This is a genomic window from Proteus sp. fly-1067 (assembly GCF_040139345.1).
Taxonomy (GTDB): Bacteria; Pseudomonadota; Gammaproteobacteria; order Enterobacterales; family Enterobacteriaceae; genus Proteus; species Proteus vulgaris_B.
Genome location: NZ_JBEEUL010000005.1, coordinates 1 through 17427, shown reverse-complemented (window position 1 = coordinate 17427; position 17427 = coordinate 1). Strand labels below are relative to the sequence as shown.

Annotated in this window: 17 protein-coding genes; 15 read left to right on the top strand and 2 right to left on the bottom strand. The window is 37.1% G+C overall.

Annotation, left to right across the window (positions count from 1 at the left end; genetic code table 11):
- Positions 1–6: 6 nt before the first annotated feature.
- The 10 genes from ABN217_RS08845 (at position 7) to trpS (ending at position 8926) form a co-directional block, all read left to right on the top strand.
- Entirely contained in the window at positions 7–579 is a 573-nt protein-coding gene (locus ABN217_RS08845) for a PilN family protein (protein ID WP_197269736.1), read from the top strand.
- Positions 576–1106 (top strand): hypothetical protein, encoded by a 531-nt coding sequence (locus ABN217_RS08840; RefSeq protein ID WP_072068955.1) that lies wholly within the window; start codon positions 576–578, stop codon positions 1104–1106. The genes ABN217_RS08845 and ABN217_RS08840 overlap by 4 nt, the downstream gene beginning before the upstream one ends.
- On the top strand, positions 1103–2209 hold the full coding sequence (gene pilQ / locus ABN217_RS08835; RefSeq protein WP_196554461.1) for a type IV pilus secretin PilQ: 1107 nt from the start codon (positions 1103–1105) through the stop codon (positions 2207–2209). Before ABN217_RS08840 ends, pilQ begins: the two co-directional genes overlap by 4 nt.
- A gap of 580 nt (positions 2210–2789) precedes the next feature.
- Positions 2790–3311, top strand: coding sequence for a shikimate kinase AroK (aroK, locus tag ABN217_RS08830; protein WP_036914409.1), 522 nt, complete (start codon positions 2790–2792; stop codon positions 3309–3311).
- A gap of 54 nt (positions 3312–3365) precedes the next feature.
- On the top strand, positions 3366–4460 hold the full coding sequence (gene aroB, locus ABN217_RS08825) for a 3-dehydroquinate synthase (protein WP_349459322.1): 1095 nt from the start codon (positions 3366–3368) through the stop codon (positions 4458–4460).
- A 170-nt stretch (positions 4461–4630) separates the two neighbouring features.
- Complete coding sequence (locus tag ABN217_RS08820) at positions 4631–5572, top strand: SPOR domain-containing protein (protein ID WP_196554463.1); 942 nt, start codon at positions 4631–4633, stop codon at positions 5570–5572.
- Positions 5573–5654: 82 nt separating this feature from the next.
- Positions 5655–6470 (top strand): adenine-specific DNA-methyltransferase, encoded by an 816-nt coding sequence (gene dam / locus ABN217_RS08815; RefSeq protein ID WP_196554464.1) that lies wholly within the window; start codon positions 5655–5657, stop codon positions 6468–6470.
- A gap of 44 nt (positions 6471–6514) precedes the next feature.
- Positions 6515–7186, top strand: coding sequence for a ribulose-phosphate 3-epimerase (rpe, locus tag ABN217_RS08810; protein WP_072068960.1), 672 nt, complete (start codon positions 6515–6517; stop codon positions 7184–7186).
- The gene (locus ABN217_RS08805; RefSeq protein WP_196554465.1) at positions 7186–7890 is read left to right on the top strand and encodes a phosphoglycolate phosphatase; all 705 of its coding nucleotides are present in this window, start codon (positions 7186–7188) and stop codon (positions 7888–7890) included. The genes rpe and ABN217_RS08805 overlap by 1 nt, the downstream gene beginning before the upstream one ends.
- A gap of 7 nt (positions 7891–7897) precedes the next feature.
- Complete coding sequence (gene trpS, locus ABN217_RS08800; protein ID WP_072068962.1) at positions 7898–8926, top strand: tryptophan--tRNA ligase; 1029 nt, start codon at positions 7898–7900, stop codon at positions 8924–8926.
- Between the two features lie 76 nt (positions 8927–9002).
- Here trpS and yiiM read toward each other — a convergent pair whose 3' ends face one another.
- Together yiiM and sodA are read right to left on the bottom strand one after the other, a co-directional pair.
- Positions 9003–9677: a 6-hydroxyaminopurine reductase gene (gene yiiM, locus ABN217_RS08795; protein WP_196554466.1), complete on the bottom strand. Its 675-nt coding sequence runs from the start codon at positions 9675–9677 to the stop codon at positions 9003–9005.
- 108 nt (positions 9678–9785) lie between these two features.
- Positions 9786–10409, bottom strand: a complete 624-nt coding sequence (sodA, locus tag ABN217_RS08790) for a superoxide dismutase [Mn] (RefSeq protein ID WP_197269733.1) — start codon at positions 10407–10409, stop codon at positions 9786–9788.
- 372 nt (positions 10410–10781) lie between these two features.
- Here sodA and acs point away from each other — a divergent pair, with 372 nt between their 5' ends.
- From acs to ABN217_RS08765, 5 genes are all read left to right on the top strand, one after another.
- Positions 10782–12740, top strand: coding sequence for an acetate--CoA ligase (gene acs / locus ABN217_RS08785; protein WP_349459321.1), 1959 nt, complete (start codon positions 10782–10784; stop codon positions 12738–12740).
- 158 nt (positions 12741–12898) lie between these two features.
- Positions 12899–13210 (top strand): DUF485 domain-containing protein, encoded by a 312-nt coding sequence (locus tag ABN217_RS08780; protein WP_072068966.1) that lies wholly within the window; start codon positions 12899–12901, stop codon positions 13208–13210.
- Positions 13207–14862, top strand: coding sequence for a cation acetate symporter (locus ABN217_RS08775; RefSeq protein ID WP_196554469.1), 1656 nt, complete (start codon positions 13207–13209; stop codon positions 14860–14862). The genes ABN217_RS08780 and ABN217_RS08775 overlap by 4 nt, the downstream gene beginning before the upstream one ends.
- Positions 14863–15269: 407 nt before the next feature.
- Entirely contained in the window at positions 15270–16853 is a 1584-nt protein-coding gene (locus ABN217_RS08770) for a phosphoethanolamine transferase (RefSeq protein WP_502935123.1), read from the top strand.
- A gap of 252 nt (positions 16854–17105) precedes the next feature.
- Positions 17106–17246: a hypothetical protein gene (locus ABN217_RS08765; protein WP_196554471.1), complete on the top strand. Its 141-nt coding sequence runs from the start codon at positions 17106–17108 to the stop codon at positions 17244–17246.
- The last annotated feature ends 181 nt before the right edge of the window (positions 17247–17427 follow it).

Below are 17427 nucleotides of genomic sequence, written 5' to 3'. Positions count from 1 at the left end.
GAAATCATGTATCAAGTAAATTACCTACCTTGGCGCCACAATTTATTTAGAAAAAGGATCGTAATATGGACTTATCAAACATTAATTTTTATCACTATCACACTAATAATTTGCGGTTATTACACCTATCATTTAGCCCAAAAGCGAAATACAGTCTCAGCATTACACACTCAAACACAGCAACAAGAAAAAAGTTTGTTCGAACAACTCAATATTTATCAACAACAGAAAGAACAAACCGACTTATGCTCTCAGCGCTATTCGCTTTATTATAAAAATTGGTTACGTTATTTACATTACATACGCTTTTTTCAGGCTATTGAAGCTTATCTCCCTGCTGCTGTATGGGTAAGTCATTATTCTGATACGGATAATAGCCACTCTTTAGATCTTATTTTACCCAAAACACAATCTCTCTCTTTTATAACCCATTTTAAACAACACCCCATTCTTGCCACTCTATCGTTGGATTATTTACAACAAAGCAAAATATCCCCGTCCTATACCGAAGTTCATTTAACGGGAAAATGGGAAATCGACGAACCGTGGAATAAAAAAGATGTCGAGGAAGTACCATGAAGATAAATGTGCAATGGTTACAATTTGTGATTTCTCTCGCCATGTGGCAAATAACATTACTGAGCTTAACAATACCCTTTACTATTTTTCTACTTTATTACTTCTTTATTTATAGCGGTTACCAGCAAGAAATAACTCAACAGCAAATGGAAACAACCCAAAGGCTCTCTCGTATTCATCATTATCAAAAGACGTTAGAGACAGCACCATCACTTGAATCACTTATTGCACAACAAGCTGATTATCATATTTCATTAAATAATCCATCAACTCATGAGCAACTACAACACCTACTTATTACCTATCATTTCATCCCTGAAATTTGGGAAAACTCACCTAATTCGTTATATAAGCTCACTTTTACTTTGCCTTATACTCGCTTGATAACTTTACTCGAACACCTTAATCAAACCGGATTATTGCTTATCTCGCTCGATATTACTCCAACAAAAACAGAGTTACTTTCTATTCAAATCACACTAATGGCACTAAAAGAACTCTCATTAGAACAAGGTGGCATATCATGAAAACATTGGTTTTCTTTATAATGTTATGTATGACAACTTGTGTTTTGGCTCACCTGAGAGATCCGTTCTTCCCTGACGTTTCTGATGCTATTAATCATGAAAATATACCTTCAATATCCGCTGAAGAACCATGGGAAGACACACAGCAAACTGAACCATTACACCATCGACTTTATCCGTTAAATTATGCTGATGCAGAAACATTAGCGAAGCAACTTAGCACTTATGCGATCCCACTATTAAGTAAACAAGGCCGGATCATTGCTGATAGTGACTCGAATAGCCTTTCAATTGTCGATAATGACAAAGCACTTTCTGAAATCGCAGATTGGCTAAAATTAAAAGATACGCCACAACAACAAGTTCATATCACTGCGCATATCGTCAGTAGCAGTCAAGATGCGTTAAATGAATTAGGTACCCAATGGGGCTTACAAGCATTAAAAACTACAAATACTGAAGCAGTATCGACAATACCTAGTACTACACCAATAAATCCTAACTCTGCTTTATCAATACCTTCGCTGTCTGCATTATCGCTTCATCAAAATACCAAAAATCCACTTCACTATATTGCCTTTAATATTGCCAGAATTAATGGTCGCCTATTAGAACTTGAGTTAAGTGCATTAGAACAAGAAAAGCAGCTATCAATTATTGCGAGTCCAAGACTAACAGCAGCTCATGAGAAAACGGCCTCAATAAAACAAGGAACGGAAATTCCCTATGTCAGCAGAGATAATGAAGCCACTCGAGTTCAATTTAAGGAGGCTGTATTAGGAATGGAAGTCACCCCGATTATTCAGAGAAATAAAAAAATAAGGTTAATACTTAAAATCAGTCAAAACACACCTGGTATCGCCCTTGTTCAAGGTGGTAGTGAACACCTTTCTATCGACAAGCAAGAGATCAGTACAGAAGTCACTATTAATGATGGAGAAACCATTATGTTAGGAGGAATATTTCAACAAAAGCAGCAAGAGCATACAGCAAAAATCCCTTTATTATCATCTATCCCATTATTAGGGATACTTTTTAGCCATAAAAGAGATCAGCATAGTCGCCATGAATTGGTTATTTTTATTACACCCAAATTAATCTAACTTTTTATATGATAAAAATTTTTACCATAAAATACAAAAAGTTACCTATTTATCACTAGGGTTAAACTGAGAGTTATTCATTGTTTTTTCTTATAATCAGTATTTATAGATTTGACGATGAGGACGATTTAGCTTACAAGGGTTAGCTAATTTGAGTGGACCTGAAACATCACAATGATAATACGGATACATTTTATGCACTTCCTCTATTCTTGGAGGTAGGGCTTTTTATATGTAATATTGATCGCTTGATGACGAAAAAGACAATATTATCAGATGCAGTTTTCCGACTAAATTGTGTTAGAATCTTCGCGTTGCCAACAAAGATGATTACTTTTTTTAGTAGTTTTTGTTATGTACTGTAGGCAAAGGGATTTTTATCCTATGTTGTTGTTTGCAACAGCATGTGGTTATTTTATAGCGATCTACTGAAAGAACTCAGTCTTATTATGAGAGTAGATAACAAATGTTATCAGGTGTGAATTAGATAAACACTCATAAATTTCAGTTTAGGTCCCGTCGCTGAATGAATTTGGCGGGGCGGGTTATCATTAACGAATATCTTAGTAATACCAAAAACATGGCAGAGAAACGTAATATCTTTCTGGTTGGGCCTATGGGTGCCGGCAAAAGCACTATTGGTCGTCAGTTAGCTCAACAACTTAGTATGGAGTTTTATGATTCCGATCAGGAAATTGAGCGGCGTACAGGTGCGGATGTAGGTTGGGTATTTGATGTAGAAGGCGAAGAAGGCTTCCGTCAACGAGAAGAGAAAATAATCAACGAACTCACTGAAAAGCAAGGCATTGTACTTGCTACAGGTGGTGGTTCGGTGAAATCGCGAGAAACCCGTAACAGACTATCTGCTCGTGGTGTGGTTGTTTATTTAGAAACAAACATTGAAAAACAACTCGCTCGTACCCAACGTGATAAAAAACGTCCTTTATTGCAAGGTGTTGAACCTGTGCGTGATGTCTTAGAGACATTAGCTGAAGAACGTAATCCTCTTTATGAAGAGATTGCTGACATCACAATTCATACTGATGATCAGAGTGCAAAAATTGTAGCCAATCAAATAATTGAATTATTAGAACAAAACTAATAAATTCAGCTATTTATAAGGTTAAGTAAAGACAATAAGAAGAAGGCCACTGTTATGGAAAAAATCACTGTCACATTAGGTGAAAGAAGCTATCCCATTACCATTGCTTCTGGCCTTTTTCATCAACCTGATACTTTTTTACCATTAAAATCAGGGCAGCAAGTGATGATAGTTACGAATGTAACGCTTGCTCCTCTCTATTTAGAAAAGGTAACAAACACCTTGAAAAAACAAGGTGTTTTGGTTGATAGCGTGATTTTACCTGATGGCGAACAATATAAATCGCTTGAAATCATGAACAATGTCTTTACTGCATTATTAGAAAAAAATCACAATCGAGACACGACACTTATCGCATTAGGCGGCGGTGTTATTGGTGATCTAACCGGTTTTGCGGCAGCAAGTTACCAACGAGGTGTTCGCTTTATTCAAGTTCCTACCACGTTGTTATCACAAGTTGACTCATCCGTTGGCGGAAAAACAGCAGTTAATCACCCTCTTGGTAAGAATATGATTGGTGCATTTTACCAACCAGCTTCTGTCATTATTGATCTCGATTGCCTTGCCACATTACCACCTCGTGAGCTTTCATCTGGTTTAGCTGAAGTTATTAAATATGGCATCATTTTAGATAAAGACTTCTTTATCTGGCTTGAAAATAATATTGATAAACTTTTGGCGCTTGACCCTAAAGCTATGGCTTTTTGTATCCGTCGTTGTTGTGAGCTAAAAGCTGAAGTTGTCGCCGCAGATGAAAAAGAAACCAGTGGCTTACGTGCATTACTCAATCTAGGCCATACTTATGGGCATGCTATTGAAGCTCATATGGGATATGGTGTTTGGTTGCATGGTGAAGCGGTTGCAGCAGGTATGGTAATGGCGGCAAGAACCTCTCAAGTACTCGGTCAATTTACTGAAGAAGAAACACAACGTGTTATTCAATTACTTAAGAAAGCAAATCTCCCCGTCAATGGCCCTGTAGAAATGACACCTGATGACTATTTACCTCATATGATGAGAGATAAAAAGGTCTCTGGTGGCAAATTACACCTCGTTTTACCAAAAGGCATCGGTCAATCTGAATTACGTGCGGATATTTCTCGCGAACAAGTCCACAAAGCGATAACATCTTGCATTAATGCAAATTAAGCTCCCCATTACCTGACTAGAAGCAAACCAGAATGCCTACTTAAGGATAATTCTGGTTAATATTGTCAAATGCAACGTTTCAGAAAAAGCGTTTCATCCTTATACTATGAGGTAATGGCTAAGGCTGAATAGAATATTTTTCGCTTTTTGACGCTCTGACGGAGGGCATAATGGACGAGTTCAAACCTGATAATGAAACTAAGAGTGATAATTCACTCAAACCTGATACATCGGATAGACCTGAACGTCGAACCAACCGATCTCGTAACAACCCATTAAAAAATGCACGCTTCTCTGTATCCCGTCAACAGATGATGATTGGTGTGGGTGTCCTAGTACTTATTCTGTTAATTATTGCAATCAGTTCTGCATTAAAATCACCAGAAACAACTGAACCTACGTCACCAACTGGAACAGAAAGAAATATCGATCTGTCTCAACAACCGTCATCCGTTACACCTACAGAAAATGGGCAGCCATCAACACCTCAAGCTATTTCTGGGCAAGAAATTCAATCGGTGACACCCCCTTCACAAAATTTACCACCGATGATTGATTCACAAGGTCAACGTGTTGAGATCCCTGGTGATATTGTTGATTCTTTAAATCAACAACAAGCGGGTATAAACCAAGCAACAGGCCAACAGCAACAATTAAATTCACAACCAACAAAACCCGTACAGCCTGCTACACAACCACCAGCAACCAAGCCAGTGCAACCTGTACAAAAACCTGCTGAAGTAAAAACACCGCCAACAAAGCCGGTAACACCACCAGCAACAACACAATCTAAACCAGCCGCTAAACCGGTTGTTTCAGGCTCATTATCTGCTGGCAATTTAAGTTCTATTCCAGCTTCAAATTATACATTGCAATTAAGTGGCGCAAGTCGCCAAGATACCTTAGAAGCTTTCGCTAAAAAGAACCTCAATGGAAACTACGCTATCTATAAAACTCAGCGTAATGGTAACCCTTGGTATGTACTCATCTATGGTAACTATCGTAATATAAGCGAAGCTAAACAGGCTGTTTCTTCATTACCTGCACCGGTACAAGCGAAACAACCTTGGGTTAGACCGATGAAACATGTTCATCAGGATCTAAAAAAATAATTAAGACGAGGTTCACCGCTGATATGCTGTCTGAAACAGAGTACAATCGGCGACTCTGAAACGATTGAGAAATTTGGACGGCATGAAAAAAAAGCGCGCATTCCTAAAATGGGCTGGTGGTAAGTATCCTTTGGTAGATGATATTAAACGTCATCTACCTGAGGGTAACTGTTTAATTGAACCTTTTATGGGTGCTGGTTCTGTTTTTTTAAATACAGAATACGATTCATATATTCTTGCCGACATAAATAGTGATCTAATTCATCTCTATAATACGGTAAAGCAACATCCTGAAAAATTTATGAAGGATGCTCGCTTATTATTTACCCCTCAAATGAATATCGCAGAGGAATTTTATCAACTACGACAAGAGTTTAATCGCTCAACTGACCCTTATCAACGTAGTGTCTTATTTCTCTATCTTAACCGTCATTGCTACAATGGGTTATGTCGTTATAATTCCAAAGGTGAATATAACGTCCCTTTTGGCCGTTACAAAAAACCTTATTTCCCTGAAACAGAGTTAATTTGGTTTTCTGAAAAAGCGCAAAAAGCTGAATTTGTTTGCCAAAGCTATTCATCAACTATGACAAATGCAGAAAAAGGTGCCGTCATTTATTGTGATCCTCCTTATGCGCCATTATCACCCACTGCAAATTTCACGTCATACCATACAAATAGCTTTAGTTTTCAAGAGCAGGAACATCTGGCTCAACTTGCCTCGATGCTGGCTTACGAGAGACAGATACCCGTGTTAATATCAAATCATGAAACTGCGTTAACAAAAGAGTGGTATATAGACGCAAAAGAGCTACACAGTGTGAAAGTCAGAAGAACAATCAGTAGCAACACACTCGGTCGTAGCAAAGTGAACGAATTACTTGCCTTATATAAATAATCGTTAACACCTCCCGACAATGGGAGTGTTGTCAGGAGAATGCGATGAAAGATTTTCTGATTGCCCCTTCTATTTTATCTGCTGATTTTGCACGCCTTGGTGAAGATACTGAAAAAGTACTTGCTGCGGGTGCTGACGTTGTCCACTTTGATGTCATGGATAACCATTATGTTCCAAATCTAACGTTTGGTGCACCGATATGTAAAGCCTTACGTAACTATGGAATTACTGCACCTATTGATGTTCACTTAATGGTAAAGCCAGTTGATCGCATCATCCCTGATTTTGCACAAGCAGGCGCAACCTATATTTCATTTCATGCAGAAGCCAGTGACCACGTTGATCGTACCATTCAATTAATCAAAGACTGTGGGTGTAAAGCAGGCTTAGTGCTTAATCCAGCAACCCCATTAAACTATCTCGACTATGTTATGGATAAATTAGATCTTATCCTGCTGATGTCTGTTAACCCAGGTTTTGGTGGCCAATCATTTATTCCTAACACTCTCGATAAATTACGCCAAGTTCGTAAGATGATTGATGATGGTGGTTATGACATTCGTTTAGAAATTGATGGCGGTGTTAAAGTCGATAATATTGCTGAAATTGCCCAAGCGGGTGCAGATATGTTTGTTGCTGGCTCGGCTATTTTCAATCAGCCTGACTATAAACATGTTATCGACAATATGCGCCGTGAATTAAAAAAGGTATCGTAATGATAGATAAAAAACTCAAAGGTATCCGTGCTATCGCCTTTGATCTTGATGGCACACTCACTGACAGCGCAGTAGGGCTTACAGAAGCAACAGATTACGCATTAAAAGCAAAAGGCTTTCCTCCTGCTGGAAAACATAATGTCACTATTTGGGTGGGTAATGGCGTTGATATGTTGCTTACGCGTGCTTTACATAATGCTGGCGTTGAGGATGTCACAGAAACCTTATTAAAAGAAATGCGTGATCTTTTTGATGAACATTATGCAACTTCTGTCAAAACAGGTAGTGATTTATTCCCACACGTTAAAGAAACGCTTGAAGTATTAGCTTCACATAATATTCCATTAGGTATCGTCACCAATAAACCATCACCATTTATAGCTCCACTATTGCAGCAACTGAAAATTGATAAGTATTTTTCCTTGGTGCTAGGAGGAGACGATGTTAAAGAAAAAAAACCGCATCCAGCACCATTATATTTAACAATGGGTACATTTGGTGTTAAAAAGGAAGAACTCCTTTTTGTTGGGGATTCTCGCAACGATATTATTGCAGCACAAGAGGCACAATGCCCTTGCGTAGGTTTGACCTATGGCTATAACTACGGCGTATCTATCGCAGATAGCAAACCTGATTATACACTTGATAATTTTGCTGATTTGCTCTCAATCCTCGACATCACGCCAATGACAACTGTGGAATAGAACTAACATGACGACTTCAGTAGAAAAAACGGCAAAAAAACCAATTGTATTCAGTGGTGCACAGCCTTCTGGTGAGTTAACTATCGGAAACTATATGGGTGCATTACGTCAATGGGTACAAATGCAAGATGATTATGACTGCATTTACTGTATCGTTGACCAACACGCCATTACAGTTCGTCAAGATCCAAAAGAATTAAGAAAACGAACGCTAGATACGCTGGCGCTCTATCTTGCTTGTGGTATTGATCCAGAAAAAAGCACCATTTTTGTTCAGTCACATGTTCCACAACATGCTCAATTAAGCTGGGCACTCAATTGTTACACCTATTTTGGTGAATTGAGCCGTATGACTCAATTTAAAGATAAATCAGCACGTCATGCTGAAAATATTAACGCTGGATTATTTGATTATCCTGTATTAATGGCAGCAGATATTCTTATTTATCAAACAAATCAAGTTCCTGTTGGTATTGACCAAAAACAACATCTTGAATTAAGCCGTGATATTGCTCAGCGTTTTAACGCTATTTATGGCGATATCTTCACTGTACCAGATCCTTTTATTCCAAAAGGTGGTGCGCGTGTTATGGCATTACAAGATCCAACTAAAAAAATGTCTAAATCTGATGATAACCGTAATAACGTTATCGCATTGCTTGAAGATCCAAAAGCGGCAGCTAAAAAAATCAAACGGGCAATGACTGACTCAGAAGAGCCACCTCGTGTTATTTACGACCTTGAAAACAAAGCGGGTGTATCTAACTTACTAGATATTTTAGCAGGTGTAACAGGTAAAACGATTCCTGAATTAGAAGCTGAATTTGAAGGCCAAATGTACGGTCATCTAAAAGGTGCTGTCGCAGATGCTGTCTCTGAAATGCTAGCCAACATTCAAGAACGATTTAACACATTCCGTAATGATGATGCTCTACTTAATAAAATCATGAAAGAAGGTGCAGACAAAGCTAAAGCTCGCGCTCAAGCAACCTTAGACAAGGTTTATGACGCAATCGGGTTTATTGCTCATCCGTAATTTTCTGTTAATACATAAAAAACACCTCGCCTATTTTTAGAGAGGTGTTTTTTTTAGTAAAGAGAAAATTAACTATTTATTCTTTAAACAAGCGCCGATTAAAACTCTCAATAGTTTGATTTTGCAGTCTTAACTGCATAGTTTTGCTCCAACTCGCAGATAATCCTGCTGCACCTAATAGACGACGATAAAGTTCTTCATCAAAAGGCATATGAAAAGCAATTGAAATCGCTTCTTTAACAGAGATATCACTGTTTCTTGAAACCAAGACTAGAGGATGATGGCTACCTGTTTCTCCTGTACTCACAACACGATATAACCAACCACAATAACCACTATCTTGCATAATTTGCGAAAAGTTACTGACTTCTGTCACTGTATTAAGTTTGTAGCAAGGAGAGCGAGGTTGTGTAACTTGGATAAAAGCATTTCCCCATTGGTAAATATCACCAATAAAAACATTTTCTTCAGTCATACCTGTTGTTGAGATATTTTCACCAAATGCAGGAGCATGAAGAAAATCCATCAATTGTGGGAATTGCTCAGCCCAATAAAGATAGTGTTCTTTAGGATAGTGACAAAGTGCGCGATCAGGGCCACCGTGAAAGCTCTTTTCTGCTTGCTCATCTCCTTCTAATCCCAGAGAAGTGAGTTTGATATGACCATCCACCAGCCTTTTGGTGATCGCACTGGTAAATCCATTAGACGTTGTTGTGATGTTGCCGATAAAAACACTAGGAAAATAACGCATGGCTCACTACCTAAACAGAAAACAATGACCCATAGTAAAGAGAGTGTTCAAAATAAACAATGCCGACAATTGTCGGCATTGAAAATAGAAAAGAAATTATCAATTCAATTATGCTTTGCTCTGAAAACGTTTTTGCGCTTCATCCCAGTTCACAACTGACCAGAACGCTTTGATATAATCAGGGCGTCGGTTTTGATATTTCAAGTAATAAGCATGTTCCCACACATCTAACCCAACAATTGGATAGCCAGATGCACCCGCTAACTCTTCACCCATTAATGGGCTATCTTGGTTGGCTGTAGAAACAACGGCTAACTTACCGTCGTCTTTTAATACCAGCCATGCCCAGCCAGAGCCAAAACGACTAGCCGCTGCTTTTTCAAATAACTCTTTAAAAGCATCAACACTACCAAAATCGCGTTCAATCGCCTCTTTTAGTGAGCCTTGTAATTGGGTTCCTAATTTTAAACCTTTCCAAAATAAAGAGTGATTTGAGTGGCCACCTGCATTATTACGTAAGAATGTACGTTGATCAGCGGGTACTTTATGAAGATTTTTAACTAGTTCATCAATATCTAAACCAGCAAGTTCAGGTAATTTTTCTAATGCAGTATTGGTATTATTCACATAAGTTTGATGATGCTTTGTATGGTGAATTTCCATTGTGCGCTCATCAAAATGAGGTTCTAATGCATCGTAAGCATAAGGCAGTGCAGGTAATGTATAGCTCATATTAATCTCCAGTGCTGTTTTATCTTGGATCACATCATGTGATTTATCTTTTCATTTCATTATAGTGAAAAAAACGTTAATGAAAATCATTATCATATCCATATTATTTTTGTGGTTTTTTTATTCAGCACTCGTTAATTAATTTTCACAGTATATTATTTTAATTTAAAAGCCTTTTATTAAATAATAATTCTATTAAACAAGATAAATAAAGCTAAATAATGCACACCTTGCTTTAGCACTAATTGAACATTCCATGAAAAGCATTTCCATTAATTCGTGATCTTCTGCGCAAAAAAGAAACAATTTTTATTCCCCCTCTTTTGTTAACGACTTTTTGACATAGTATTAACAATAGTGAGGAGAACTATTATGACAAAAATAAACCAACATCATATTCCTGCAACCGTTGCAGAACACGCCCTGATTAATAAAGAGCAATACCAAAAAGACTATGAATTATCTATCAAAAATCCTGAGGCCTTTTGGGCAGATAAAGGGAAAATTGTTGACTGGATAAAACCATATACTGTGGTAAAAAACACTTCATTTGATCCAGGCCATGTACGCATTCGCTGGTTTGAAGATGGACAGCTAAACATCAGCCAAAATTGCCTTGACCGCCACCTTAAAACACGGGGTGATCAAACTGCAATTATTTGGGAAGGTGACTCACCTAATGAGTCGAAAAAAATCACTTACCGACAACTCCACCAAGATGTTTGCCAATTCGCTAATGTATTAAAAAATCTAGGAATTAAAAAAGGCGATGTTGTGGCGATTTATATGCCGATGGTACCTGAAGCAGCAGTTGCTATGCTCGCTTGTACTCGTATTGGAGCAATCCACTCTGTTATTTTTGGTGGTTTCTCACCAGAAGCCGTTGCTGGTCGTATTATTGATTCAAAAGCCAAATTAGTTATCACTGCTGATGAAGGCTTGCGCGCAGGTCGTGCTATTCCTCTAAAGAAAAATGTCGATGATGCATTAAATCATGCCGATATTCCGCCGATTAATCATGTTGTTGTACTTCGCCGAACAGGAAATACCGAACAATGGATTGAAGGTCGTGATATTTGGTGGGATGAGATTATTCAAGGTGTAAGTACTGAGTGTGATATCGAAGCTATAGATGCAGAAGATCCACTCTTTATTCTGTATACATCGGGTTCAACAGGTAAACCTAAAGGTGTGTTACATACTACCGGAGGCTATCTTGTTTATGCTTCAATGACGTTTAAATACACCTTTGATTATCATGAAGGTGATATTTATTGGTGTACTGCTGACGTGGGTTGGGTAACAGGCCATAGCTACTTACTGTACGGCCCGCTTTCAAATGGCGCAACAACAGTCATGTTCGAAGGTGTACCTAATTACCCAGCAGTTAACCGTATGGCTCAAATCGTTGATAAGCACCAAATCAATATTCTTTACACAGCTCCTACCGCAATTCGTGCATTAATGGCTGAAGGCGATAAAGCGATTGAAGGAACTCAACGCACTTCTCTACGCATTCTTGGCTCTGTAGGTGAACCTATTAACCCAGAAGCTTGGGAATGGTTCTATCAGAAAATGGGCCAAAGCCAATGCCCGATTGTTGATACATGGTGGCAAACAGAAACTGGTGGTTTCATGATAACCCCATTACCTGGTGCCATGGACTTAAAACCAGGTTCTGCAACACGACCTTTCTTTGGTGTTCAGCCCGCCATTGTCGATAATATGGGAGAAATACAACAAGGTGCTTGTGAAGGTAACTTGGTGATTGTTGATTCTTGGCCTGGTCAAGCAAGAACGCTTTTTGGTGATCATGATCGCTTTGAGCAGACGTATTTTTCAACCTTTAAAGGAATGTATTTTTCTGGTGATGGTGCTCGCCGTGATGAAGATGGTGACTATTGGATAACAGGACGTGTTGATGATGTCCTGAATATTTCAGGCCACCGATTAGGAACAGCAGAAATAGAATCTGCCCTTGTTGCTCACCCTAAGATTGCTGAAGCAGCAGTAGTGGGTATTCCTCATAATATTAAAGGGCAAGCTATTTATGCTTATGTCACGTTAAATCATGGTGAAGAGCCAACACCTGAGCTTTATACAGAAGTCCGTAACTGGGTACGTAAAGAAATAGGGCCAATAGCAACACCTGATATTCTTCACTGGACAGATTCTTTACCCAAAACGCGCTCGGGGAAAATTATGCGACGTATCTTGCGTAAAATTGCCTCTGGTGACACAACTAACCTCGGAGATATCTCAACACTCGCCGATCCAGGTGTTGTAGAGAAACTGTTAGAAGAAAAACAGTCTCTATCACTTACCGCTTAACATACAACAATATAACTGTCATTTAAAAACGTGATACGACACTGCAAAGGCATGAAAATGCCTTTGCTAGGCTCTCTTACCTGAAAATCATGGAATGCGGGGGATTTAAGCCTCTAAATAAAGTGATCAACCAAACAATTATATAGAGGAGAACTCTGATGAATGCCAATATTTATCAAGAGATAGAAAATAACCCTCGCTTTAAAGAACTGGTTAAAAAACGTAGTCGTTTTTCATGGACACTTTCAATTATTACACTCGTTATGTATGTTTCATTTATCTTACTTATTGCCTTCTATCCACAATGGCTCGGCACTCCCTTGTATGAGGGAAGCTACATTACACGAGGTATTCCTATTGGTATTGGATTAATTATTACTTCATTTTTATTAACTGGTATTTACGTTGTAAAAGCCAATACAGAGTATGACAAACTAACAAGCGAGATTATTGAAGAGGTAGAAAAATGAGCAAATTATTCTACACAATAAGCCTATTTCTCCTCTCTTCAACCGTTGTTTATGCGGCTGCAATAACGGAAGGTGGTGAGAAACAACCGATGAATATTCAGGCTATTATTATGTTTCTGATATTTGTCGGTTTAACGCTTTATATCACTTATTGGGCCTCTAAACGTACTCGTTCACGTTCAGACTATTATACGGCTGGAGGAAAAATAACAGGATTTCAAAATGGGATGGCTATTGCAGGCGATTTTATGTCAGCAGCATCCTTTTTAGGGATTTCCGCACTCGTTTATACCTCTGGTTACGATGGTCTGATTTATTCAATAGGATTCCTCATCGGCTGGCCGATTATTCTTTTTATTATTGCTGAACGTTTACGTAATTTAGGACGTTATACCTTTGCTGATGTCGTCTCTTATCGATTAAGCCCTAAGCCTATTAGAACACTCTCTGCTATAGGCTCTTTAGTTGTGGTGGCTCTTTATCTGATCGCACAAATGGTCGGGGCTGGAAAACTAATCGAGCTACTTTTCGGCTTAAACTATCATATTGCTGTGGTGCTCGTCGGTATTCTCATGGTGCTGTATGTGTTATTTGGCGGCATGTTAGCAACGACATGGGTACAAATCATCAAAGCTATTTTATTACTCGCTGGTGCAAGTTTTATGGCTGTTATGGTCATGAAAGCGGTAGATTTTAATTTCAATACCTTATTTAAAGAAGCTGTAAATGTGCATTCAAAAGGAGCCTCAATTATGAGCCCAGGAGGCTTAGTTTCTGATCCTATTTCTGCACTTTCTTTAGGTCTTGCATTAATGTTTGGTACAGCAGGACTTCCTCATATCATCATGCGCTTCTTTACGGTTAGTGATGCCAAAGAAGCCCGTAAGAGTGTCTTCTATGCGACAGGTTTTATCGGCTATTTCTATATTCTTACTTTTATCATTGGTTTCGGCGCTATCCTACTCGTTAGCCCTAATCCTGTGTTCAAGGATGCCACTGGCGCTTTAATTGGTGGCACAAACATGGCGGCAGTTCATCTTGCTGATGCTGTTGGGGGTAATTTCTTCCTAGGTTTTATCTCTGCGGTTGCTTTTGCCACTATATTAGCTGTTGTTGCAGGGTTAACTTTAGCCGGTGCATCAGCTGTTTCTCATGACCTTTATGCTAACGTCATTAAAAATGGCCATGCTGATGAACGTAAAGAACTTAATGTATCTAAAGTAACTGTTGTGATATTGGGGATAGTCGCTATTGGTTTAGGTATTCTATTTGAGAAGCAAAACATTGCCTTTATGGTAGGACTCGCTTTCTCAATAGCCGCAAGCTGTAACTTCCCAATCATTTTGCTATCAATGTATTGGAAAGGGCTAACAACACGTGGCGCTGTAGCTGGGGGATGGTCTGGTTTATTAATAGCCGTAACATTAATGATCTTAGGGCCAACAATTTGGGTCAGTATTTTAGGTCACGAAAAACCTATCTATCCTTATGAGTATCCAGCATTATTTTCAATGATAATAGCATTTGTTGTTTCATGGATTTTTTCAATTACAGATAAATCATCTTTAGGTGAGCAAGAAAAAGCGAAGTTTCAAGCACAATTTATTCGCTCTCAAATTGGCTTAGGAATTGAACAAGGTAAAGATCACTAAAAGTCATAAAAACCACTAACAATTTACGACAAAAGTGCTCATTCTTTTATAAAAAAGAAGGGCACTTTTATTTTATTGATATACATTCCGATCATATTTATCCCCCTTTACTTATTTAGAATAAATCTAATTTTTAAATACATATCTATACGTTTATTTTAATAGCTTGCTGTTTATTAACTCTTTTTCACAAATGGAAATAAAAAACAAAATAAAATCAATACATTACAAAGAAAATTTATTATTATTTATTCACTGTATAACTTTATTAATAATACAAAAAAGTTAGAAAAGTCGTAATAATACTAAATTCAGACACATTTCAGTCAAACAAGCCTTGTATTGTCAAAAGGTAAATGGTTAACTTTTTGTTCTACATAAGAAGAGGTGACAGTTTTAAATAGATTATGTCTCGACTAACTTATTACATACTTTTATTTCTTTTATCTATAACACCAGCAATACTTGGTGGCTCAACGTTGTACATAGAACAAAAGCTTTATATTGTTCTCATCGGTTGGCTACTTATGCTGATGTGTAGTGGAATTTATCGTTCAATTCTAGGAAAAATAGTAACATTTATAATTAGTGCACTATGGTCTTTAAATCTGTCTATTTCTCTATTTTTCTATCGTGAACACGATATTGCATTTTCCTCGTCTATCGCAGAAACGTTTATAAATACTAACGGCAGTGAGACTGTTGGTATGCTTTCTTATAATAAATATTACGTATTATTTTATATCTGTAGCTTCTCTATTTATTATTTTCTTATCCATAAAAGCGCTCGATTTTCTCATTTAAAAACTACGATAAATAGTGTTATTGCGATTATTATATTAATAGCGATTATTCCTATATATAAAAACTTAGCATTAAGAAATGATAACAAGACTAAATTAGTCTCTGAATATACTCTTTTAAATACACCTTTTTATAATGCAGCAGCACTGGTTAGAACGTTTCATGAAAATCGTCAAATAAAAAGAATTGCTTCTCAAAAAGTTAATTATCAATATAGTAAAAAGGATGATAATACAGAGATTTATATTCTTATTATTGGAGAATCTGTTCGACGTGACCATTTAGGTATTTATGGTTATCCTCATGATACAACTCCAAATTTAATGAAAGAAAAAAATAATCTAATTCTTTTTGAGAATGTTTACTCTCCTGCCCCTGTAACCATTCTTTCTGTACCAATTTCTCTATCAAATATAGGATTAGAGCAATTACAGGATAAAAATCATTACGCTGATAATATTGTTTCCCTCGCTAATCATGCTGGATTTAAAACTTATTGGTTAAGTAATCAAGGGAAAGGGAATCAAAAGACAAGTGTAATCTCGGTCATTGCTAATATGGCACAGAATAAAAAGTGGAATGATTTTATTGGCTATGATGAAGAGCTACTTCCTTATTTAGATAAAGCACTTAATGAACCATCTACACAGAAAAAATTTATTATTTTGCATACTTATGGTAGCCATGAACCTGCTTGTAACCGATTTCCAAATCAAGATTTAAAAAAATTCACACAACAAGATGATGATAATTGTTATGACAGCTCTATCGCTTATACAGATAAGTTAATTAATAACATTATTGAAAAAGTAAAAGATAAACCCTCATCTATTCTATACTTTGCAGATCATGCTTTACAGCGCATCGATAAGAATAGAGAGGTTCGTTATCATCATGGTGTAAATACACCACGAAAAGAAGCTTACGATATTCCTTTGTTCATTTGGTATAGCCCCTCTACAATAAAACCAATAATGAGTAATGAGGTTTTGAGCAAGCCTTATTCAACCGCAAATAATTATTGGTTATTAAGTAGTTGGCTTGGCATAGAACATACTTCTCCCAATAAATGCTACTCGCCATTAAATGATTGCTATCAATCCATATCACCAATAATGGTCATTGATGGTAATAAAAATCTCTTGAATTACGATTTATTGAGTTCTGAAGAACAAGAACCTCAATAACATATTCATTAAAAAATATCTAAACCTAAATAAAGAATGCACTCAATATAAAGAGTGTGTTTTTTATATCTTCATTATTTACTTCTAATAACATCCGTCTGAGATAACGATAAATAAAAAAACAGAATACTAGGCATCAAATTAAGTGATATTGATGCTTATAAAAGATAATTTACTAATGAAGTGCCATAAATAAATTTAACAACATGAAGAGTAGCTATTTTACTGCGGATAATATAACAACAGTAAGTAATGAATTATCGCTGGATCTCTCTCGATTCTCTTTATCAAGATATTGAAGAGAACGCACAAAATTACAGTGTTTGGTTTCGTTATATATTAAACCGGATGGGTATTGAGCAATTTTCTCGTTGGGGACAAGGTATTATTTAGCAATTATCTTATTAATACTCTAAATAAAATATGCGACTCATACCTTTAGTCTTTTTTCTATATAGTCACGATTAAATTCAATTAATTAGCGATTAATGTATGAGTTAAAAAACCCCAAACGCAAAAAAGCCAACCCATTGGGTTGGCTTTCTCGTCTTATTTAATGCCTGGCAGTTCCCTA

Excerpts from the sequence above, each read along its gene's own strand:
- ABN217_RS08820 (WP_196554463.1), top strand. The coding sequence starts at position 4,631 with ATGGACGAGTTCAAACCTGATAATGAAACTAAGAGTGATAATTCACTC.
- ABN217_RS08845 (WP_197269736.1), top strand. The coding sequence starts at position 7 with ATGTATCAAGTAAATTACCTACCTTGGCGCCACAATTTATTTAGAAAA.
- ABN217_RS08780 (WP_072068966.1), top strand. The coding sequence starts at position 12,899 with ATGAATGCCAATATTTATCAAGAGATAGAAAATAACCCTCGCTTTAAA.
- ABN217_RS08770 (WP_502935123.1), top strand. The coding sequence starts at position 15,270 with ATGTCTCGACTAACTTATTACATACTTTTATTTCTTTTATCTATAACA.
- ABN217_RS08765 (WP_196554471.1), top strand. The coding sequence starts at position 17,106 with ATGAATTATCGCTGGATCTCTCTCGATTCTCTTTATCAAGATATTGAA.
- acs (WP_349459321.1), top strand. The coding sequence starts at position 10,782 with ATGACAAAAATAAACCAACATCATATTCCTGCAACCGTTGCAGAACAC.
- rpe (WP_072068960.1), top strand. The coding sequence starts at position 6,515 with ATGAAAGATTTTCTGATTGCCCCTTCTATTTTATCTGCTGATTTTGCA.
- ABN217_RS08840 (WP_072068955.1), top strand. The coding sequence starts at position 576 with ATGAAGATAAATGTGCAATGGTTACAATTTGTGATTTCTCTCGCCATG.
- pilQ (WP_196554461.1), top strand. The coding sequence starts at position 1,103 with ATGAAAACATTGGTTTTCTTTATAATGTTATGTATGACAACTTGTGTT.
- ABN217_RS08805 (WP_196554465.1), top strand. The coding sequence starts at position 7,186 with ATGATAGATAAAAAACTCAAAGGTATCCGTGCTATCGCCTTTGATCTT.
- sodA (WP_197269733.1), bottom strand. The coding sequence starts at position 10,409 with ATGAGCTATACATTACCTGCACTGCCTTATGCTTACGATGCATTAGAA.
- dam (WP_196554464.1), top strand. The coding sequence starts at position 5,655 with ATGAAAAAAAAGCGCGCATTCCTAAAATGGGCTGGTGGTAAGTATCCT.
- yiiM (WP_196554466.1), bottom strand. The coding sequence starts at position 9,677 with ATGCGTTATTTTCCTAGTGTTTTTATCGGCAACATCACAACAACGTCT.
- trpS (WP_072068962.1), top strand. The coding sequence starts at position 7,898 with ATGACGACTTCAGTAGAAAAAACGGCAAAAAAACCAATTGTATTCAGT.
- aroB (WP_349459322.1), top strand. The coding sequence starts at position 3,366 with ATGGAAAAAATCACTGTCACATTAGGTGAAAGAAGCTATCCCATTACC.
- ABN217_RS08775 (WP_196554469.1), top strand. The coding sequence starts at position 13,207 with ATGAGCAAATTATTCTACACAATAAGCCTATTTCTCCTCTCTTCAACC.
- aroK (WP_036914409.1), top strand. The coding sequence starts at position 2,790 with ATGGCAGAGAAACGTAATATCTTTCTGGTTGGGCCTATGGGTGCCGGC.